This window comes from Caldanaerobacter subterraneus subsp. tengcongensis MB4 (genome assembly GCF_000007085.1).
GTDB classification, from domain to species: Bacteria; Bacillota; Thermoanaerobacteria; order Thermoanaerobacterales; family Thermoanaerobacteraceae; genus Thermoanaerobacter; species Thermoanaerobacter subterraneus.
On the sequence record NC_003869.1, the window covers coordinates 1215907 to 1235914 of the forward strand.

Sequence of the window (20008 nt, forward strand, 5' to 3'; positions counted from 1 at the left end):
TTCTTACAAGAGCAAGACATCGTTTACAAAAAAGGAGGGATGAAATTCAGAAAATTCAGTAGAAGGGGATACACTTTTCAAAAGTAAAAACTAATAAAAGAGAGGGGAAATGGGAAATATGAAAGATTATCAAAAATTACTGACAGGTTTTATCTTGGGAATAATCGTAGGCTTGATATGTTACTACACACTGCCAATAAAAACATTTCCATTTATGCAATGGGCAGTAGACATAGCTACGCTGATAGGTGCTATCTTTCTGAGGCTAATATTTATGGCAGTAATTCCTCTCTTAACATCTGCGTTAATTTTGGGCGTTTTTGAGCTAAGTCAGGGTAGAGCTTTAGGAAAAGTAGCAGTTCAAGCACTAGTCTGGACTATAGTTCTTTCTACAATTGCTGTAGCAATAGGCTTAATAGGAGTTAATGTGGTCAAACCAGGAGTCGGTACTAATTTTGATATTGCTGCTGCAGAGAAGCAATCCATAATAAGTATAACACAAACAGCGGAGACCCTCAGAGGATTGCGCTGGTACCAGTATATAGTGAACCTCTTACCCCAGAACCCGATAGAGTCTGCAGCAAAAGCTTTACAAGGGGAAATAATTGCAGTAATGGTATTTGCTGCCATTTTTGGATGGGCAGTTAGCATAGTAATAAAAGAAGAAAATCATTCATTCATTCAGGTAATGCAAGCAATCTTTGAAGCATCAATGGGTGTTGTTAAACTTGCCCTTAAAATGGCGCCTTATGCTATTTTTTGCATAGTGTTTAATACTACTTATAAAATGGGTGCTGGATTCTTGAAGAATCTTGGAGTATATGCTGCGGTAGTTGTTGTAGGTCTAGCTATTCAGTTGTTTGTTGTTTATCCATTTTTCCTTAAAGTTTTTGCCAAAAAATCTCCGGGCGAGTTCTTTAGAGGAGCTAAGGAACCCATGCTTTACGCGTTTTCTACTTCTTCTTCAAATGCTACCTTGCCAATATCTCTAAAAGCAGCAGAAGAAGAACTAAAACTTCCCCCTCACATTGCAAGATTTATTCTGACTATTGGTGCTACTGCGAATCAAAATGGCACGGCTTTATTTGAAGGAGTCACAATTTTATTTTTAGCTCAGGTATATGGTGTAGATTTATCCCTTTCTACTCAATTGCTTGTGATGTTTGCAGCGATATTAGCCGGTGTGGGAACAGCAGGAGTGCCAGCGGGTTCTTTGCCAGTGATTGCTGCACTGCTAGCGCAAGTAGGTGTACCCCCAGAAGGAATTGGATTAATTTTAGGGATAGATAGATTTTTAGATATGTGCAGGACTACTCTGAATGTCACAGGAGACCTAGTAATTGCTGAACTTGTAACGACTTCTTCTGGAGAAAGAGGTATCCCGACAGTGAGTACTACTCAAAGCTAACAATAAATTTTCTCCAATCAAGGCTGCCTCCTCTCAGAATCTTTCATGAGGGGAGGCAGCTAATTAAGGTCTTGAAATAACCATAAAAAGGAGAGAGCAGAAATGGAAGCTTTCAGGATTTTTATAGAGGGTATCTCAAATTTTACACTAGGACATTTGATAATGCTAGCAATTGGTGGAATTTTAATATATCTCGCCATAAAAAAGGAATACGAACCTATGCTTTTGCTCCCTATAGGATTTGGCATAATTCTTACTAATATTCCACTTTCTGCTGCAATAGGAAAAAATGGTTTTCTAACCCTTTTATATAATGCAGGTATCAATACAGAACTTTTTCCGATCCTAATTTTCATTGCTGTAGGAGCAATGGTGGATTTTACACCACTTTTTCAACAGCCTTTTATGATATTTTTTGGAGCTGCTGCACAAGTAGGAATCTTCTTGACAATGATAGTAGCATATTTAATGGGATTTGATATTGGAGAAGCTGCTTCTATAGGGATAATAGGTGCAGCAGATGGTCCTACTTCAATATATGTTTCGACATTGTTTGCTCCTCATTTGCTAGGACCTATTTCAGTTGCAGCCTATTCCTATATGGCTTTAGTTCCAATAATTCAGCCCCCAATAATTCGAATGCTTACCACAAAGGAAGAACGAAGAATAAGGATGGAATTAGAGCTGAAAGAGGTTCCAAAAGTTGTTCGAATAATTTTCCCAATAGCAGTAACACTTATCACTGGAATTTTGATACCTCAGAGTGTGCCACTCATTGGTTCTCTTATGTTTGGAAATTTAATAAAAGAAAGCGGTGTGGTTGAGAGACTTTCTAAAGCTGCACAGAACGAACTAGCAAATATTACTACAATTTTACTTGGCATTACTATTGGTGCCACGATGACACCAGATAGATTTTTAAACCCTGCTACGCTATTGATTTTCGGAATGGGTCTTTTAGCTTTTATATTTGACACTGCTGGTGGTGTTTTGTTTGCGAAGTTTTTAAATTTATTTTTGAAAAGAAAGGTTAACCCTATGATAGGTGCTGCAGGAATATCGGCATTTCCTATGTCTGCTCGTGTTATTCAAAAGATGGCTCAGCAAGAGGATTTTACAAACTTCGTATTGATGCAATCGGTGGCAGCCAATGTTTCTGGACAGATAGGATCGGTTGTGGCTGGAGGAATTTTGATAGGCCTTGTATCATCTTTATTCATGTAATCACCTAGTTTACAAAAAGAGGTGAAGCGCGATGATAAATATTTACACAGTGCTTAAAATTGCATTAGTAGGTATTACCATGACTTTTACAATGCTTATAATATTTTACTTGCTCATCAAATCTTTTGGGCAGACGAGCAAGACAAATAAGCAAAAAAATGATTAAGGAAGTGAAAAATAAATGATTCAAAAGAGCAAAGAAATGAGACTTCGCATAATCAAGGAGTGGTGCAAGGGGTGTGGGATTTGTGTAGGATTTTGCCCTAAAAAAGTTTTAGAGATAAAGGGGGACAAGGTTCATTTAATTGACGAAGAAAAATGCATAAAATGCGGATTATGTGAGATGTACTGTCCCGATTATGCCATTTACATTGAAGAGGTATGAAGCAATTTACAGGGAGGGATAAAAAATGTGGGAGGAAAAAGAGCTGGAAAGGATAAAGAAAGCGAAAGAAGAATGGGAACAGGATGTAGTTAGCAAGGTACTTAGTAAGTTTTCAGAAAGGAGAGAAAAATTTGAAACAAGTTCAGGGATAGAAATTAAAAGGCTTTATACTCCGCTGGACTTAAAAGAATTTGACTACAATGAAAAGCTGGGCTTTCCGGGAGAATATCCCTTCACAAGAGGGATACAGCCTACCATGTACAGAGGTAGATTTTGGACGATGAGGCAGTATGCAGGTTTTGCTACTGCCGAAGAATCCAACAAGAGATACAAATACCTTTTAGAACAGGGGCAAATGGGCTTAAGCGTGGCTTTTGACCTTCCCACGCAGATAGGCTATGACTCTGACCATCCTCTTGCAGAAGGGGAAGTAGGGAAAGTAGGGGTAGCTATAGATTCGCTGCAGGACATGGAGATACTCTTCGATGGGATTCCCCTTGACAAAGTAAGCACTTCCATGACAATAAACGCTCCGGCAGCAGTATTACTGGCCATGTATATAGCAGTGGCAGAAAAACAGGGAATAACTCCAGACAAGCTCGATGGGACAATACAAAATGACATACTAAAGGAATACGTGGCAAGAGGGACCTACATTTTTCCTGTTGAACCCTCAATGAGATTAATAACAGACATTTTTGAATACTGTTCAAAAAATGTTCCAAAATGGAACACAATAAGCATAAGCGGCTATCACATGAGAGAAGCTGGAGCCACAGCCGTGCAGGAAGTAGCTTTTACCTTTGCAAACGCCATAGCATATGTAGAAGCGGCCCTAAAAGCAGGCCTTGAGATAGATGACTTTGCACCAAGGCTTTCATTTTTCTTTAGCGCCCACAACAACCTTTTTGAAGAGGTAGCAAAATTTAGAGCTGCGCGAAGACTCTGGGCAAAGATAATGAAAGAAAGATTTGGTGCCAAAAATCCTCGCTCAATGATGCTGAGATTCCACACCCAGACGGCGGGCTCCACATTAACTGCCCAGCAGCCAGACAACAACATAATAAGAGTCACAATTCAGGCTTTGGCTGCAGTACTGGGAGGTACACAGTCATTACACACGAACAGCAGAGATGAAGCTCTGGCTCTTCCTACAGAAGACTCAGTGAGGATTGCCCTGAGGACACAGCAGATAATAGCCTATGAGAGTGGAGTAGCTGACGTGGTTGATCCTTTAGGTGGTTCTTACTACGTAGAATACCTCACAGATGAAATAGAGAAAAAGGCAATGGAATACATAGAAAAAATAGATAAAATGGGGGGAGCGACAGCGGCGATTGAAAGTGGATACATGCAGAGAGAAATTCAGAACAGCGCATATAATTACCAGAAGGAAATAGAATCAAAAGAAAAAATTGTAGTAGGGGTAAACATGTTTCAGATAGAAGAAGAACCTCCTAAAAACTTATTAAAAGTGGACCCTAAAGTAGAAGAACTGCAAAAACAAAAACTTAAAAAATTGAGAAAAGAAAGAGATAACGAAAAAGTGCAAAAAGTATTGAATGACTTAAAAAAAGCCTGCAAAGGTACAGATAACCTGATGCCATATATTTTGGAAGCAGTAAAAGCCTATGCTACATTAGGAGAGATCTGTGGGGTAATGAGAGAAGTATTTGGAGAATACAAAGCACCAAGCATATTTTAGCTCCAGGAGGTTATAGTTATGGAAAGGCCAATAAGAGTTTTAGTAGCAAAACCCGGCTTGGACGGGCATGACAGGGGAGCAAAGGTGATAGCGAGAGCCTTAAGAGATGCGGGAATGGAAGTAATATACACAGGATTAAGGCAGACACCTGAGCAAATAGTAGAAGCAGCCATACAGGAAGACGTGGACGTAGTCGCATTGAGTATACTCTCAGGCGCTCACAATACACTTTTTCCCAAAATAACAAAGCTTCTAAAAGAGAGAGGGGCAGAGGACATATTGGTGATAGGCGGAGGTGTGATACCAGAAGAAGATATTCCCTTTTTGAAAGAGCACGGCATAGCAGAGATATTCACCCCTGGCACTCCCACTTCAGCAGTCATTGAATATATAAAAGCCAATGTTAAGAGGTTGGCAAAAAAATGATGGAATTAGAAAAGCTGCTTCTTAATAGAGACAAAAGAGCAATAGCAAGAGCCATAACCTACGCTGAAGACGATAAAGAAAAAATGCTGGTAAGAAGATTGACCTTTATCCAGTAACAGGAGTTCTCTATAAGCAAATACTTCAGAGGAGGGAATGACGTGATTAAAAAGGTAGACCACATAGGGATAGCAGTAAAAAGCATAGAAGAAGCGAGAAAGTTTTATGAAGAAGTACTGGGCTTGAAAGTGACAGGGATAGAAGAAGTTAAGGAGCAGAAGGTAAAGACGGCCTTTATTCCAGTTGGGGACAGCGAGATAGAGCTTTTAGAGTCCACATCAGAGGATGGGCCTGTCGCTAAATTTATAGAAAAAAGAGGGGAAGGCATACACCACATAGCACTTCAGGTAGATGACATTGAAAAGGCGTTAGAGGAGTTGAAGGGAAAAGGAGTAAAGCTTATAGATGAAGTGCCAAGGTATGGGGCAGGAGGGGCGAAAATTGCCTTTGTCCACCCAAAGAACGCAAATGGAGTATTGTTAGAGCTTTGCGAGAGAGATTAAAACCACAACGTTCCTGGAGGTATGATAGAATGGATGTTCAGGCAAAAATAGAGGAACTAAAAAGAAGGTATGAAAAAATAAAAGAAGGGGGAGGTCAGAAAAGAATAGAAAAGCAGCATGAAGCGGGAAAGCTTACGGCTCGTGAAAGACTAAATATTCTGCTGGATGAACACAGCTTTATAGAAATTGATCCTTTTGTGGAACACAGGTGTACGGACTTCGGTATGGAAAAGACAGAAGCGCCAGGAGACGGAGTTGTAACAGGCTATGGCACAATTGATGGCAGACTTGTATTTGTATTTGCACAAGACTTCACCGTTCTTGGAGGATCTCTCGGAGAGTACCATGCAAAGAAAATAACAAAAGTGATGGACATGGCGATGAAGATGGGAGCACCACTAATAGGGCTTAACGACTCAGGAGGTGCCAGGATTCAAGAAGGAGTAGATGCATTATCAGGTTATGGTCAGATCTTTTACAGAAACACACTGGCTTCAGGAGTAATACCCCAGATTTCAGTAATAATGGGGCCATGTGCGGGAGGTGCAGTATACTCACCTGCTTTAACAGATTTCATATTTATGGTTGATAAGACGAGCTACATGTTCATAACAGGTCCCCAAGTGATAAAAGCAGTGACAGGGGAAGAAGTGACCCATGAGCAATTAGGAGGAGCGACAACCCATAACACATTGAGTGGAGTAGCCCATTTTGTATTTCCAGACGAAAAACAAACTTTAATAGCTGTAAGAAAATTGTTAAGTTACTTACCTTCAAACAATATGGAAGACCCTCCAGTCGTTGAAACGGGAGACAGTCCTAATAGAGTGGAAGTGGATTTAAACACAGTAATTCCTGATAACCCCAATAAGGCCTACAATATGAAAGATGTAATAAAATTAATAGTTGACAATGGCGAATTTTTTGAAGTTCAGCCATATTATGCTCAAAATATTATCACTGGGTTTGCAAGGCTTAATGGCCGTAGTGTAGGAATAATAGCAAATAATCCGAGTGTTCTTGCAGGAGTACTTGATATAAATGCATCTGATAAAGCAGCAAGATTTATACGTTTTTGCGATGCTTTTAATATTCCAATACTCAACTTGGTGGACGTTCCAGGATTTTTGCCAGGTACAGACCAAGAGTATGGCGGGATAATAAGGCATGGGGCTAAGATGCTTTATGCCTATTCAGAAGCGACAGTTCCAAAAGTTACTTTGATAATAAGAAAAGCTTATGGTGGGGCTTATCTTGCAATGTGCAGCAGAGATTTAGGAGCAGATATGGTTTTGGCATGGCCAACAGCAGAGATTGCAGTGATGGGACCTGAAGGGGCAGCTAATATAATTTTCAAAAAAGAAATAGAAGAAGCAGAAAATCCAGCGGAAGTAAGGCAGCAAAAGATAGAAGAATATAGAACCAGCTTTGCAAATCCATACAGGGCAGCTGCAAGAGGCTATATAGATAACGTAATTGAACCAGCTGTAACTCGTCCGATTCTTATCTCAGCTTTTGATATGCTTATGTCAAAAAGAGAAACAAGACCGGCTAAAAAGCATGGGAATATACCGCTGTAAAGGAGGGTAAAAATGAGAAATTATTTTACACTTTTTAGAAAAAGGACAAAAATTGAAGAAGAAAAGGTAACAAGAGTTGAAGAAACAGATAATGAAGAAACAAGTAATATAGATATTATTGCTGCAATTGCAAGTGCAGTTGTATGTTTTAGCGGCTCTGAAGAAAAAAGTTTTTATATAAAAACTATAAGGAGAATTGCTGATACTGTTCCTATATGGAATAAAATAGGGCGGTTAGAACAGATAACGAGAATGCCAGAAAAGGGGAGGAAAAGAATATGAAAAAGTTTAAGGTTACTGTTAACGGGAAAATTTATAATGTAGAAATAGAAGAAATACAGGAAAATAAAACAACAAAAGAGGTGAGTGAAGAAAAATCTCCACAGGTGGTGTTGTCTGAAAAAGTTGAGCAAGAAATTAAAAAAGAAGAAATTAAACCTAAAGAAGAGAAAGAAGTCAGAAAACCTGAGGGAGAAAAGACTATAACGGCTCCTATGCCTGGAACTATTGTTGACGTCAGAGTAAAAGAAGGAGATAAAGTAAAAAGAGGGGATGTAATTGTTATTTTGGAGGCAATGAAGATGGAAAATGAAATCATGGCACCCGAAAACGGAACGATAGTAAGTGTAAATGTTGCTAAAGGCGATACAGTGAATAGAGGAGATATTATCGTAACCATGGAGTAAAAATATCATGGGGCAAATAGCGGAGAGGTTAAGTTAAAATGGGGGATCTTTTAGTAGTATTTCTATCCTTTCTTATAATTATTTTACTTGTAATGCTTAAAATAGATATAAATATCGCGCTTTTTTGTGGTAGTGCCCTTTTGATTTTATGTTTTGGGGGAAATGCATGGAGCCAAATTTTGCTTAAAACCATTGTAGACTTTAATACACTGTTTCTAATGATTACTTCTTTTGCCATTGCAGTATTAGCTGAACTATACACTAAAACCCAGCTTATCACTGCATTCAATACTTCACTTGTTTCATTGTTGAAAAAACCTAGTCTTGTACTTTCGGTCATACCTGCAGTGTTGGGATTGCTTCCAATTGCAGGAGGAGCTCTTTTTTCTGCACCTGTAGTTAAAGAGGTAGGGGAAAGACTTGGATTAGAAGATAACCGGTTAATATTTTTAAATGTATGGTTCAGACATGTGCTTTTTATGATTTTTCCTTTAGGGCAATCCTTACTTGTTGCTTCTATAACTACAGGATACAGTCTCGTTGAATTGGCTGCTATTCAAATTCCCATAGCAATTTTTATGGTACTTGTAGGATTTATATTCATTCCCAGATCAGCATTTCAGTCAATAAAACCTGCGAGTGTTGAATTGAAAGGAGAGTTTTTGAAAAGTTCCCTACCTCTTTTGGTTGCAATATTTCTTTCTCTTATTTTAACAAAACTAATAGGGATTTTTGGAATGCCATTGGGAGTGTTTTTAGGAGTAATTACAATGTTTTTTGTTACAAAAATTTCTTTTAAAGTTTTTACAGATGTAGTAAAGAGTAAAGTGGTACTTTCACTTACTTTTTCTGCATTTCTCATAATGCTTTTACAACATGCAATATTAGATACGGGAGTAAAAGAAATTCTTTCTAACTTTTTTGTCAATTATCAAGTGCCTTTCTTTCTTTTGCTTACAATCATACCTGGCATTCTATCAGCCCTTACTTCTTCTGCTATTACTGGCATAGTAATGGTAGTACCGCTTATTTCTTTAGCTCATTCTTTAACATTGAAGGAAGCTTCTATTCTTTACGTAAGCAGTTTCTTAATGTATACTATTTCTCCCACGCACCTGTGTTTAATTTATACCGCTAGGTACTTTGGTACAGAAATAAAGGGTTCTTACAAGTATTTTTTACCATCTACTGTGTTGATTGTTGTGTTTTTAATGTTATATTTTTTGATTTTATAATAAAAACTGGAAATCGTAGTTGTGGGGGGATAAAATGAGATACTTTCCGATAGGAGTATTTGATTCGGGGGTTGGGGGACTTACAGTACTTAAACGCCTTATGGAAGTATTGCCACAAGAAAATTATGTTTATTTTGGGGATACAAGAAGAGTTCCCTATGGAGATAGAAGCAAGGAAGAAATAAAAGCATTTACAAAGCAAATCATGAATTTTTTGAAAAAGAAAAATGTAAAAATCTTTGTAATTGCTTGTAATACTATTAGTGCTGTATTTGAAAAGGAAGGAAAGGAAATTGTATTTAATGTTGTAGAGGCAGGAGTTAAGAGTGCGGTAGAAACTACTTGCAATAAAAGGATTGGTGTTATTGGGACAAGAAGAACTACAGAAGAGAGAATCTATTCAAATAAAATAAAAGAAATTAATAAAAGCATAGAAGTGTATGAAGTAGCTTGTCCTGAGCTAGTGCCTCTAATAGAAAAAGGTTTTTACAAAACCGAGTCAGTTAAAAGAGTGGTTATAGAATGTGTAAAAAATTTAAAGGAAGAAAAGATTGATACCTTGGTTTTAGGTTGTACACATTATCCAATAGTTATAGACTACATAGAGGAAGCATTAATAGGAGAAAATGTAAGAATAGTAGATCCTGCCGAAAGGTTAGCCTACGATGTAAAAGAATATATTACAAGAGTAAACATGATAAATCCTAATGGTAGTGGCCAAGTTCAATTTTACTTGAGTAAAATGACTCAAAGTTTTATTGAGATAGCTAAAATTCTTCTTGAAGGAAAAATAAATAATTATAATGTTTCTATTGTGGATATAACCAAATATTAGAGAGGTGAGGCAAATGGAATTTAAGAAAAAATTGGGATTTTGGAGTGTTGTCCTTTTAGGTATTAATGGAATAATAGGAGCATTCCTGTAATGAATAAAAATAAGGGAGAATGGACTTTGAAAAAATAAGTACCTCCTGATAAAATACAGAGTGTAAGTTTAAGAACTTACCTCGAATTATCAAAATAGGTAGCGTCAAGTAAGAACATGAGGATTCCCTAAAAAATAGAAATTGTAGGTAGTAGTTAGCAAAGAAATCAGTGATTATTAAATCAATAACTTAAAATGACACCTAGGGAAAAACTATAAGTAAATAAAATCTAAGCTTTTATGGGCAAAGAAGGCAAATATCACCCTATGGTAAGCTAGACTATTTCAAATACAGTCTAACTTACCACATAAAAGTTGTCAAGATTATAGAGTTTAATTAAGCTCAACAAACCATTGAATCAGTTTAGCCCAATTATCCACTTGGTGGCCATGTTTATCTTTAAGGGGTGCAAGTACTTTGCCATCGGAAGCCTCATGAGGTTTCAAGTGATTGTAGTACAGCTGATATAGCAATGCATGAGCGATAGCACCTTCAAAAGAACTAAAAGACTTATGGCGCTTGTAATGAGCCTTGTAAGAGCCAAATAAGCGTTCTAAACGGTTTTTATACGGTCTGTAAGTATGACTGTCACCACCGGGTGGAGGAGAGATTCCCAACACAGGTCGATGACGGATATTGGCTCCAAAGAAAACCGAAGCGAAATGGACTGCCACATCATAAATAGGCGCTTTATCTGTGACTAAAATGAATTCTCGGTTGTTGTAACGGTCAATGACCTCTTTAAGGATTGTCAAAGCAGCTAAAGCATCCCTATGAGGAGAAAGGTGCTGTGAGATAATAAAACCTCTCAAGCCATCACAGGCAGTAAAAAGGTAATGCCACTTACCTTTGACCTTTATGTAAGTCTCATCAATAACAACAAGGCCTGACAAAGGGAGGTTGATAGACTTAACAAGCGGAGCGAGTTTAGAGGCCAAGGAAACCACCCAGTTTTGTATAGTCTGATGAGAGAGTTGAACTTGCCATATATGCTGTAGTGCAGAGACAGTTTGCCTTAAAGAAAGACCGAGACCTACGTATAAATTAACAGTTTGTGCTATCAAGAATGGGCTAAAATGGCTTTTTGCGAGGTTAACAGGGGCAGCATTTGGAGAAGAAGAAGAGAGTTCATCAAAATCAACATCAAAAGCTCTGAAGCGATATCTTTTACGGTGGTTAAGCCACTTAGGGCAATTATCATTGCGACACTTAAACACAGTAAAATTCTTTCTAGTTTTATCCTGAATAAGTGCAGACCCGCAGAAAGGGCAGCGGTAAGTAGGGCGAGACTTTTTAGGAGCAGGTTTACCAGGAGCCCATTGATGTTTACACACTTTACACTGTAGTTTTTGAAAGCCGTCAGGGTCTTTACCAAAACTGTACAAATAATCAGGAGGGGCACCGCAAACAGGGCACTTATCAACATCAACACAAAGGGGTTTAATACGTCTAACATGAGAGATAGGCTTACCTTGAGCTTCAGCTTCGGCAAGGATTTTCTTGTAATCTTTTTTCTCAACAACTTTTTCAACAAGTGGCAAAGGATCCTCTAAAGGTGACAAAACTTTGTAGCCTGAAGGTTGGAGGTCAACAGGCGGCTGAATATCTACTTTAAAGTGTTTGAGAGCGAATAGAGAAATTTTAAGCAAAAAATTTAATAAATGAGTAAGAAGGAAAACGGGTAGTAGTTGTCGAAACATAAATTAGGATTCCCTCCTTTGGGTTGATGGTGTTTGTTTTTGCTACAACTACTACCTACGACACCAAGGGGAGGGAATCCTCCTTTTTCTCGAAAAAATTTTTATTCCAATGTTTTGGAGACTATAGATACGCGAATTTAAGGCTTTAATTTGACGTTACATCAAAATAAACAGGAGGTACCTAAAATGAAGTATACACAAAATGAGAAGATTTTGCAAGTAACGGGAGACACATTAATTGCGGGAGTAGACATAGCAAAAGAAAGCCATTATGCCAGAGCATTTGACTACAGAGGAGTAGAATATGGGAAATACCTGAGATTTGAAAACAATAGAGAAGGTATGACAAAATTTCTCAACTGGGCAAAAGACTTGATGGAGAGACATAAGAAAAACAAACTAATAGTAGGGATAGAACCGACAGGGCAATATTGGCTGTGTTTTGCCCAGTACCTTAAAGACAATAACATAAAGGTAGTATTGGTTAATCCATTTCATGTAAAGATGAGCAAAGAATTAGATGACAATTCTCCCACAAAAAGCGATAAGAAAGACCCAAAAACAATAGCAATGCTAGTAAAAGACGGGAGATATGTAGAGCCGATAATACCTGAAGGAGTATATGCAGAATTAAGGGTAGCGATGGGCATAAAAGACAGGTTGAACAAACAAATAGGGATGACAAAAAATCAAATAACAAGATGGTTGGACATATACTTTCCAGAGTTTAACACTGTATTTTCAGACTGGGAAGGGAAAGCAGCACTTATCACATTAAGAGAATTTCCAACGCCTGAGAAGATAGCAAAAAAGAGTGCTGAAGAAATAATATCGATATGGAAGAAAGAAGTACAAAGAGGGGTAGGAGAAAAAAGGGCTATAAAGCTGATAGAAACTGCTAAGGAGAGCATAGGGAAGAAGCAGGGCATAAAGATGGCGGAATACGAGATAAAGACTCTCATTGAACAATACGAATTTTTAAAAAAACAAATTGAAGAAATAGAGAAGAAGATGGAAGAATTAATAGTTGAGATACCAGGGGTTAAAGAACTACTAGAAATCAAAGGGATAGGAGTAAACACAGTAGCAGGTTTTATTGCAGAAGTAGGAGATATTGAAAAATATGAACATCCAAAACAGATACAAAAACTAGGGGGATTAAACCTAATAGAAAATAGCTCTGGTAAGCATAAAGGAGAAGCGACAATAAGTAAAAGAGGGAGGAAGCGATTGAGGAGTGTGCTATTTAATGCAGTAATGGCCTTGGTCGCAAAAAACGAAGAATTTCGTGAACTACACAAATATTACACCACCAGAGCGCAAAACCCGCTAAAAAAGAAGCAATCACTAATAGTATTGTGCAACAAACTGATAAGGATATTTTATGTCATATTAAAGAAAGGAGTAAAATATGACCCAATCAAGATGATGAAGGACATAAAGAAGCCAGGCTTACAGGAAGCTGCATAAAAAGTGCCAACATACTATCAAATCAATTAAGGGTTAATCATCTTCTCTTCAGCTTTAACTTAGTCACATCTAAAGAGCTGACCCTTAAGAAGAAATTGATTTTTATGAAAAGCGAAAGTGTGAGCGATGTGACATAAAAGGTAGAAGAAGGAATAAGACAAAAACAACCAATCAAGAGATGGGATATTGACAACAAGAGCGGGAATTGTCATAAAAATAATCACCATACGGGCAAAGACCCTGCAATGGAGCAGAAATGACATCCACCTCATGGCAGGTAGAACGAAGGAATTAAGGACTAAGATCCAGTGAGACATGGGAGGGTAAACCCCATGAGATAAGTGGAGCTATCCCGCCATAATATGGAAATAGGATATGAGGTTTATTAAGCTTACCCATTTAATGGTTATATAAGTAAGAAATGTTAATATAGGCCATGAGATGCTCTTGTTGTGATGAGAAAATTAAAGAAAAACTAAGATATTAAGAGAAAATAAAAGATAATAGAGGGAGGGGGTATTTTTCTCATACCTGGCAAGGCATATGAGTTAGCAGGAATAAGTAGCATTTGGGCTTATGTTATAGATGCGCTTCTTGCATTTGTGATTGTTTTATGTTTTGCAGAGGCAAGTGGAATATTTGAAAAAACAGGGGGTGCCTATGTTTATGCGAAAGAAGCATTTGGAGAGTTTATAGGTTTTGAGGTAGGTATAGTAATGTGGGCTGTAAGAATAAATAGGATGGGCTACATTATCAGTAGCTTTTGCTACTACATTAAGTGTGTTTTGGCCTTCAGCTGCTACTGGTACTTTAAAAAATGTGATTGCTGTTTCTTTGATTATTATTCTGAGTTTTATAAACTATTTTGGAATTAGAATTGTAGAATACATAAATAATATAGTCACTATCAGTAAAATACTACCTTTAATTGTATTTATTGTATTGGGACTGTTTTTTGTTAATTCTGAGAATTTCAATATTTCAGCTTACTCTACTCATAGTGGACTTTGGGCTGCTATTGTTTTGGTTTTTTATGCTTTTGCAGGTTTTGAATCTCTAGTGATTGTGGCAGGAGATATAGAAAATCCGAAGAGAAATTTGCCCATAGCATTATTAATTTCCATGGGAATTGTATCTTTAATATATATTCTTACCCAAGTTGTCGCCATTGGGACATTAGGAGAAGCTTTGAAAGGTTCACCTACACCTGTAGCAGATGCAGCAAAATCTTTCTTAGGAGAGTTTGGATTACTATTAGTAACTATTGGAAGTCTTATTTCAATCGGAGGAGTAAATCTTGCATATTCCTTCAATACTCCACGAGTAGGAGTGGCATTAGCAGAAGAAGGTATACTTCCTAAAATGATAGCAAAGAAAAGCAAGTATGATACTCCTTACATTGCAATAATTATTACAGCTTTATTGGCTATTCCTCTTGTATTAACAGGTACTTTTGTAAAATTAGCTATGATAAGTGTTGTTTCGAGATTTGCTCAATACATTCCTACTTCGTTAGCTATCATTGTTTTAAGGAAAAGGGAAGTTAAAACAAATTTTAAACTGCCTTTTGGAATAGCGATTCCAACTATAGCTACAATACTGAGCATATATTTTTTAAGCAAGGCAAGTATTGAACAGCTCGTATGGGGATTGGGAGGTTTAATACTCGCAATGCCGTTATATTTCCTCTTTAAGTATACTTCTTAATTTAATTATTCTTGATTTTCTGTGATTTGGTGTGAAAAGAAGATGGAATTTGCCATTGACAGCAATTTATAGGATGGGGTATAATATCAAATAAAATAAGGAAAATGCGATGAACAGGAGAGTAGCAATAGCAGGTATACAGGGAGAAGATACCGCGACTGAGAGTATCTTTATACTCATGCTATTGCGAAGGACACCTGGGAGCTGACTGGCCGACAATGTAGGCTAGATCCGTGAACCTGCGTTAAGGGAATGAGTACCAATCAGGGTGGCACCACGGGATTAACCTCTCGTCCCTGCGTTCTGCAGACGAGGGGTTTTTAAATGTAAGAAGATAAAAAGGAGTTGGTGAGATGCTTACAAAAGCTCCAAGAGGTACTAAGGACGTTTTGCCCTCAGAATCCTATAAATGGCAGTATGTGGAGAATCTGATGAGGGAAATATGCGAATTTTACGGGTACAAAGAAATACGCACCCCTGGATTTGAGCATACAGAACTTTTCTTAAGAGGGGTTGGGGAGTCTACTGACATTGTGAGAAAAGAGATGTACACTTTTAATGATAGGTCTGGAAGGAGCATTACTCTAAAAGCAGAAGGAACTTCTCCTGCAGTTAGAGCTTTTATAGAGCATGGACTTTACGCAGAGACGCAGCCTACAAAGCTTTACTACATAACCCCTGTGTACAGGTATGAAAAGCCTCAAGCAGGAAGGTTAAGAGAGCACCATCAGTTTGGGGTGGAGATTTTCGGGGCAAAAAGCGCTTCTGCTGATGCAGAAGTCATAAGCATTGCCATGACTCTTTTAAAAAAGTTAGGCCTTAATAACCTGGAACTTAGAATAAATAGCGTGGGGTGTCCTGTTTGCAGGAAGAATTACAACAAGGTGTTGAAGGAGTTTTTGAAAGAACACCTGGATGAGCTCTGTGACGATTGTAAGGTGAGATACGAAGTCAATCCTTTAAGAGTGCTTGACTGCAAAGTGGAAAGTTGCAGAAGGGTTACAGGGGAGGCACCTCTTATTACGGATTATCTTTGTGATGACTGCAGAAACCATTTTGAAGAGCTAAAGAAGTATCTGGATGCTATGGGATATGATTACATAGTCGATCCCAGAATAGTGAGAGGGCTTGATTATTACACTAAAACCGCTTTTGAAATAATTTCAAAGGACATTGGCGCTCAGGGCACTGTCTGCGGCGGTGGGAGGTATGATGGGCTCATAGAAGAGTGCGGCGGACCTTCAATGCCTGGGGTAGGCTTTGGTATGGGAATAGAAAGGCTTCTTCTGACTCTGGAGCAGAATGGCATTGAAATTCCTAAGCCAGAGGGGCCAGACCTTTTTATAGCTTACATTGGCGATGAAGCGAAGCTTTTTACTTTTACCCTTGCGAATAAACTCAGGTTTAACGGTTTAAAGGTAGAGATAGACCATATGGAAAGAAGTTTAAAGGCGCAAATGAAATATGCCAATAAATTAAATGCCAAATTTGCTGTGGTGATAGGTGAAGAAGAACTCGAGAGCAAAAAAGTGAAATTGAAGAATATGGCTACAGGAGAAGAGACAGAAATTTTAATTGATGAAATAGAAAAAGCGATAAAAAATTGAATGGAGGGAGTTTAATGGGAGAACAACTTGGCGGTCTTAAAAGAACCCATATGTGCGGAGAGCTCGGGGTTAAAGATGTGGGAAAGTCTGTCGTAGTGATGGGATGGGTCAACAGCAGGAGAGACCACGGAGGATTAGTTTTTATAGATTTGAGGGACAGAACAGGAATTGTGCAGATAGTATTCAGTGAACAGGTTTCTAAAGAGGTTTTTGAAAAGGTGCAAAGCGTGAGAAGTGAATATGTATTGGCAGTGGAAGGGGAAGTAGTAAAAAGACTTCCTGAAAATGTAAATCCTAAAATACCCACAGGAGAAATAGAAATTTACGCCAAAAATTTGAAGATTTTGAGCAAGTCTGAAACACCTCCTTTTCCAATAGAGGATAGGAGCAATGTATCGGAAGCGGTAAGGCTCAAATACAGGTACCTGGACTTGAGAAGACCTTCAATGCAGAGGAATTTAATCACTCGCTTTAAGCTTACGCAAGCCGTGAGGGAGTTTCTCAATGACAATGGCTTTATTGAAATAGAAACTCCCATGCTTATAAAGAGCACCCCGGAAGGCGCCAGGGATTATCTTGTGCCAAGCAGAATTTATCCTGGCAAGTTTTACGCGCTGCCTCAGTCTCCCCAGATATTCAAGCAGCTTTTGATGATTGCGGGATTTGACAGGTATTATCAAATTGCAAGGTGCTTAAGGGATGAAGACTTGAGAGCTGACAGGCAGCCGGAATTTACGCAGATAGATATTGAAATGTCCTTTGTAGAGGTGGAAGATGTCCTTGATATAAATGAGAGAATGATAAAGCATGTATTCAAAAAGGTTTTGGATGTAGACCTTGATATTCCTTTTAGAAGGTTGACTTATCAGGAAGCAATGGAGAGGTTTGGAACTGATAAGCCTGACTTGAGGTTTGGAATGGAGCTTAAAGATTTGTCCGACATACTAAGAGAGTCAGAGTTTAATGTTTTTAAAAATGCTTTGAAAAATGGCGGTTCAATAAGGGGTATAAATGTAAAAGGAGCTGCTTCAATGACAAGAAAGCAGCTGGATGAACTAGTAGAATTTGCCAAAAACTTTGGGGCAAAAGGCCTCTTGTGGATGCAAGTTTTGGAAGGGGAAGTGAAGTCACCTGCCACTAAATTTTTGACTGAAGGAGAATTGAATAAAATTTTGGAAAGACTTGAAGCAGAAGTGGGAGATTTACTTCTCATAGTGGCGGATAAAGATGAAGTGGTTTTTGACACTTTAGGGCATTTGAGAGTTGAAATGGCAAAAAGATTTAATCTTATTGACGAAAGCAAATATGAGTTTGTATGGGTAGTGGATTTTCCGCTTTTAGAGTATGACGAAGAAGAGAAGAGGTATGTTGCAAAGCACCATCCATTTACATCACCTAAAGATGAAGATATAGACCTTTTAGAAAAAGAGCCTCTAAAAGTTAGAGCGAAAGCCTACGATATAGTATTAAACGGCACAGAAATAGGCGGTGGAAGCATAAGAATACATGATACTGAATTGCAGAAGAGGATGTTTAAAGTGCTGGGATTTAGCGAAGAGGAAGCATGGAAAAAATTTGGATTTTTAATGGAGGCTTTCAAATACGGTGCTCCTCCTCACGGTGGAATAGCGTATGGGCTTGACAGGCTTGCAATGATAATGACAGGAAGCGACACCATAAGGGATGTGATTGCATTTCCCAAAACTCAAAACGCTGTGTGCCTGATGTCAGATGCACCATCGGAAGTGTCTGAAAAGCAGCTTAAGGAACTTCACATCAAGATAGACCTATAAACGTTTACCAGTTGAAAAATAGAGGGTTTTATGATATTATTTATATAGGCAAAGGAATAAAGCGAAAAAACCCTGTGGTGTTCGTGTGACCCGGTGAAAGGTTGAGCCAACACCAAAAATAAGGGAGCCTGGGCTTTGGCAGTGGATTGTAGGCCGCCTCGTCGCGGAAACATGAAGCTGCCAAGAGGGCACCCACTTTGTGAGGACGGGTTCAAAACCTACCGGTAGGCACGGCACTATGGGGTTTTTTATTAATTAAAAAAATAACGAAAAGCTATTGACATATCTATGAAAAAATTTTATACTATTCTTTGGATACCCCACTGGGGTTGGGAGGTATAGTATGTACGAAGAAAGTAGAGAAGACCTTTTAAGGCGGCTGAAGAAGATAGAGGGTCAGGTAAAAGGCATACAGAAGATGATAGAGAATGATGCTTACTGCATTGACGTCTTAATACAGGTGGCTGCTGTTCGTTCTGCTATAAACAGCGTAGCTAAAATCCTGCTAAAAAGCTATACTAGTAGCTGTATAAAAGGAGCCATGTGCGCTGAAAAGCAGGAGGAGATGGTGGACGATTTAGTGGAGACTTTTATAAAGTTCATGAGGTAGTTTTAAAAAGCATTTTGCTTTTAAAATGCATAAAGCAATTGCTTTGTACAAAAATAAAAATGAAATAAAAGTATAGGAGTGGTTTTATGGCAGAAGTGGTTATAACAAGTAAAAACTGGGAAGAAGAAGTTGTAAACTCAGATGTGCCAGTTTTAATTGACTTTTGGGCAGAATGGTGCATGCCCTGCAGGTTGGTTGCTCCTATTATTGAGGAACTAGCAAAGGAGTATGAAGGTAAAATCAAAGTAGGCAAAGTCAATGTAGACGAAGAAGATGAACTTGCAATGAAGTTCAGAATAATGAGCATACCTACAATTGGGCTTTTCAAAAACGGTAAAATGGTAGGAAAGCTAATAGGTGCAAGGCCAAAAGCTGACTTTGTGAAATTTATAGAAAAGTATTTGAATGAGGATACATTCCAGAAAGAAGAATCACTAGAAGTAGAAATTACATACGACAACTGGGAAGAAGAAGTTGTGAATTCAGACGTACCAGTTTTGATAGATTTCTGGGCAGAATGGTGTGCGCCCTGTAGGTTAGTCGCTCCTATTGTAGAAGAGCTGGCTCATGAATACAAGGGCAGATTGAAAGTAGGAAAAGTTAATGTGGATGAAGAACAGGAATTAGCGATGAAATTCAGGATAATGAGCATTCCTACTATCGGACTATTTAAGAAAGGCAAGATGGTTGATAAGATAATAGGAGCAAGGCCAAAAGCTGATTTTGTAAGGTTTATAGAAAAACACCTAAACAATTAAAAATCCTGCCTCGGGCAGGATTTTTAATTTTGCTGTGTGAATAAATATGAAAGGAATTGCTTAATTTTCCAAAAAATTTAGAAAATCGAAACATAATAAGGCATACTCTAGTAAAACGGAGAAAAACCGAAATTTTTTTTGGTTTTCTCCGTTTTTTGATTGTTAGAAAGGCTTTTATTTAGGCAAAGTAAATGTATACAATAAGATTAGAAGAAAAATTTTTATTGA

Annotated in this window: 20 protein-coding genes, 1 other RNA gene, 1 pseudogene and 1 other annotated feature; of the genes and pseudogenes, 21 read left to right on the forward strand and 1 reads right to left on the reverse strand. The window is 38.1% G+C overall.

From position 1 onward, the window contains the following. The first annotated feature begins 109 nt into the window (after positions 1-109). The 12 genes from TTE_RS05780 (at position 110) to murI (ending at position 10044) form a co-directional block, all read left to right on the forward strand. Complete coding sequence (locus tag TTE_RS05780) at positions 110-1408, forward strand: dicarboxylate/amino acid:cation symporter (RefSeq protein ID WP_226990174.1); 1299 nt, start codon at positions 110-112, stop codon at positions 1406-1408. Positions 1409-1510: 102 nt separating this feature from the next. Then, positions 1511-2632, forward strand: coding sequence for a sodium ion-translocating decarboxylase subunit beta (locus tag TTE_RS05785; protein WP_011025545.1), 1122 nt, complete (start codon positions 1511-1513; stop codon positions 2630-2632). Positions 2633-2663: 31 nt separating this feature from the next. Next, the gene (locus TTE_RS14480; RefSeq protein ID WP_259082032.1) at positions 2664-2798 is read left to right on the forward strand and encodes a hypothetical protein; all 135 of its coding nucleotides are present in this window, start codon (positions 2664-2666) and stop codon (positions 2796-2798) included. A gap of 15 nt (positions 2799-2813) precedes the next feature. Then, positions 2814-3017 carry an indolepyruvate ferredoxin oxidoreductase subunit alpha gene (locus TTE_RS05790; RefSeq protein WP_011025546.1) on the forward strand — a complete coding sequence of 68 codons (204 nt, stop codon included), beginning with the start codon at positions 2814-2816 and terminating at the stop codon, positions 3015-3017. Positions 3018-3042: 25 nt separating this feature from the next. Then, complete coding sequence (locus TTE_RS05795; protein ID WP_011025547.1) at positions 3043-4722, forward strand: acyl-CoA mutase large subunit family protein; 1680 nt, start codon at positions 3043-3045, stop codon at positions 4720-4722. Between the two features lie 18 nt (positions 4723-4740). Next, positions 4741-5148, forward strand: coding sequence for a cobalamin B12-binding domain-containing protein (locus TTE_RS05800; protein ID WP_011025548.1), 408 nt, complete (start codon positions 4741-4743; stop codon positions 5146-5148). Between the two features lie 158 nt (positions 5149-5306). Beyond that, the gene (gene mce, locus TTE_RS05805) at positions 5307-5708 is read left to right on the forward strand and encodes a methylmalonyl-CoA epimerase (RefSeq protein ID WP_011025549.1); all 402 of its coding nucleotides are present in this window, start codon (positions 5307-5309) and stop codon (positions 5706-5708) included. A 29-nt stretch (positions 5709-5737) separates the two neighbouring features. Continuing rightward, entirely contained in the window at positions 5738-7288 is a 1551-nt protein-coding gene (locus tag TTE_RS05810; protein ID WP_011025550.1) for an acyl-CoA carboxylase subunit beta, read from the forward strand. Positions 7289-7300: 12 nt separating this feature from the next. Then, positions 7301-7570 (forward strand): hypothetical protein, encoded by a 270-nt coding sequence (locus TTE_RS05815; RefSeq protein ID WP_011025551.1) that lies wholly within the window; start codon positions 7301-7303, stop codon positions 7568-7570. Beyond that, positions 7567-7974 carry a biotin/lipoyl-containing protein gene (locus TTE_RS05820; RefSeq protein WP_011025552.1) on the forward strand — a complete coding sequence of 136 codons (408 nt, stop codon included), beginning with the start codon at positions 7567-7569 and terminating at the stop codon, positions 7972-7974. The genes TTE_RS05815 and TTE_RS05820 overlap by 4 nt, the downstream gene beginning before the upstream one ends. Before the next feature lie 38 nt (positions 7975-8012). Beyond that, positions 8013-9209 (forward strand): DUF401 family protein, encoded by a 1197-nt coding sequence (locus TTE_RS05825; protein WP_011025553.1) that lies wholly within the window; start codon positions 8013-8015, stop codon positions 9207-9209. Between the two features lie 34 nt (positions 9210-9243). Continuing rightward, on the forward strand, positions 9244-10044 hold the full coding sequence (gene murI, locus TTE_RS05830) for a glutamate racemase (RefSeq protein ID WP_041587150.1): 801 nt from the start codon (positions 9244-9246) through the stop codon (positions 10042-10044). A gap of 423 nt (positions 10045-10467) precedes the next feature. Here the strand turns inward: murI and TTE_RS05835 are convergent, their stop codons facing one another. Then, a complete protein-coding gene (locus tag TTE_RS05835) occupies positions 10468-11835 on the reverse strand; it encodes a DDE-type integrase/transposase/recombinase (RefSeq protein WP_011024557.1) in 1368 nt (455 codons plus the stop codon). 186 nt (positions 11836-12021) lie between these two features. On the opposite strand from TTE_RS05835, the gene TTE_RS05840 reads away from it, so the two are divergent. From TTE_RS05840 to trxA (TTE_RS14260), 9 genes and pseudogenes are all read left to right on the forward strand, one after another. Beyond that, on the forward strand, positions 12022-13305 hold the full coding sequence (locus TTE_RS05840) for an IS110 family transposase (protein ID WP_011025555.1): 1284 nt from the start codon (positions 12022-12024) through the stop codon (positions 13303-13305). A gap of 566 nt (positions 13306-13871) precedes the next feature. Continuing rightward, entirely contained in the window at positions 13872-14180 is a 309-nt protein-coding gene (locus tag TTE_RS14635) for a hypothetical protein (RefSeq protein WP_407636728.1), read from the forward strand. After that, positions 14086-15012 (forward strand): APC family permease, encoded by a 927-nt coding sequence (locus tag TTE_RS05845; RefSeq protein WP_407636723.1) that lies wholly within the window; start codon positions 14086-14088, stop codon positions 15010-15012. The genes TTE_RS14635 and TTE_RS05845 overlap by 95 nt, the downstream gene beginning before the upstream one ends. 100 nt (positions 15013-15112) lie before the next feature. Further along, positions 15113-15313, forward strand: a binding site (T-box leader). Between the two features lie 52 nt (positions 15314-15365). Next, complete coding sequence (gene hisS, locus TTE_RS05850) at positions 15366-16619, forward strand: histidine--tRNA ligase (RefSeq protein ID WP_011025556.1); 1254 nt, start codon at positions 15366-15368, stop codon at positions 16617-16619. Positions 16620-16633: 14 nt separating this feature from the next. Then, positions 16634-18412: an aspartate--tRNA ligase gene (aspS, locus tag TTE_RS05855; protein WP_011025557.1), complete on the forward strand. Its 1779-nt coding sequence runs from the start codon at positions 16634-16636 to the stop codon at positions 18410-18412. Between the two features lie 66 nt (positions 18413-18478). Then, a non-coding RNA gene (ssrS, locus tag TTE_RS13510) (6S RNA) lies at positions 18479-18661 on the forward strand. 94 nt (positions 18662-18755) lie between these two features. Beyond that, positions 18756-19022: a metal-sensitive transcriptional regulator gene (locus TTE_RS05860; protein WP_011025558.1), complete on the forward strand. Its 267-nt coding sequence runs from the start codon at positions 18756-18758 to the stop codon at positions 19020-19022. Positions 19023-19108: 86 nt separating this feature from the next. Further along, positions 19109-19426, forward strand: a pseudogene (gene trxA, locus TTE_RS14255) (thioredoxin); the annotation flags it as partial. After that, the gene (gene trxA / locus TTE_RS14260) at positions 19424-19780 is read left to right on the forward strand and encodes a thioredoxin (RefSeq protein ID WP_050724089.1); all 357 of its coding nucleotides are present in this window, start codon (positions 19424-19426) and stop codon (positions 19778-19780) included. The pseudogene trxA (TTE_RS14255) and the gene trxA (TTE_RS14260), both read left to right, overlap by 3 nt. Positions 19781-20008 lie beyond the last annotated feature (228 nt).

Excerpts from the sequence above, each read along its gene's own strand:
- TTE_RS05840 (WP_011025555.1), top strand. The coding sequence starts at position 12,022 with ATGAAGTATACACAAAATGAGAAGATTTTGCAAGTAACGGGAGACACA.
- TTE_RS05780 (WP_226990174.1), top strand. The coding sequence starts at position 110 with ATGGGAAATATGAAAGATTATCAAAAATTACTGACAGGTTTTATCTTG.
- TTE_RS05790 (WP_011025546.1), top strand. The coding sequence starts at position 2,814 with ATGATTCAAAAGAGCAAAGAAATGAGACTTCGCATAATCAAGGAGTGG.
- TTE_RS05835 (WP_011024557.1), bottom strand. The coding sequence starts at position 11,835 with ATGTTTCGACAACTACTACCCGTTTTCCTTCTTACTCATTTATTAAAT.
- TTE_RS14480 (WP_259082032.1), top strand. The coding sequence starts at position 2,664 with ATGATAAATATTTACACAGTGCTTAAAATTGCATTAGTAGGTATTACC.
- TTE_RS05795 (WP_011025547.1), top strand. The coding sequence starts at position 3,043 with ATGTGGGAGGAAAAAGAGCTGGAAAGGATAAAGAAAGCGAAAGAAGAA.
- TTE_RS05800 (WP_011025548.1), top strand. The coding sequence starts at position 4,741 with ATGGAAAGGCCAATAAGAGTTTTAGTAGCAAAACCCGGCTTGGACGGG.
- TTE_RS05815 (WP_011025551.1), top strand. The coding sequence starts at position 7,301 with ATGAGAAATTATTTTACACTTTTTAGAAAAAGGACAAAAATTGAAGAA.
- TTE_RS05785 (WP_011025545.1), top strand. The coding sequence starts at position 1,511 with ATGGAAGCTTTCAGGATTTTTATAGAGGGTATCTCAAATTTTACACTA.
- TTE_RS05820 (WP_011025552.1), top strand. The coding sequence starts at position 7,567 with ATGAAAAAGTTTAAGGTTACTGTTAACGGGAAAATTTATAATGTAGAA.
- TTE_RS05860 (WP_011025558.1), top strand. The coding sequence starts at position 18,756 with ATGTACGAAGAAAGTAGAGAAGACCTTTTAAGGCGGCTGAAGAAGATA.
- murI (WP_041587150.1), top strand. The coding sequence starts at position 9,244 with ATGAGATACTTTCCGATAGGAGTATTTGATTCGGGGGTTGGGGGACTT.
- hisS (WP_011025556.1), top strand. The coding sequence starts at position 15,366 with ATGCTTACAAAAGCTCCAAGAGGTACTAAGGACGTTTTGCCCTCAGAA.
- TTE_RS05825 (WP_011025553.1), top strand. The coding sequence starts at position 8,013 with ATGGGGGATCTTTTAGTAGTATTTCTATCCTTTCTTATAATTATTTTA.
- aspS (WP_011025557.1), top strand. The coding sequence starts at position 16,634 with ATGGGAGAACAACTTGGCGGTCTTAAAAGAACCCATATGTGCGGAGAG.
- TTE_RS05810 (WP_011025550.1), top strand. The coding sequence starts at position 5,738 with ATGGATGTTCAGGCAAAAATAGAGGAACTAAAAAGAAGGTATGAAAAA.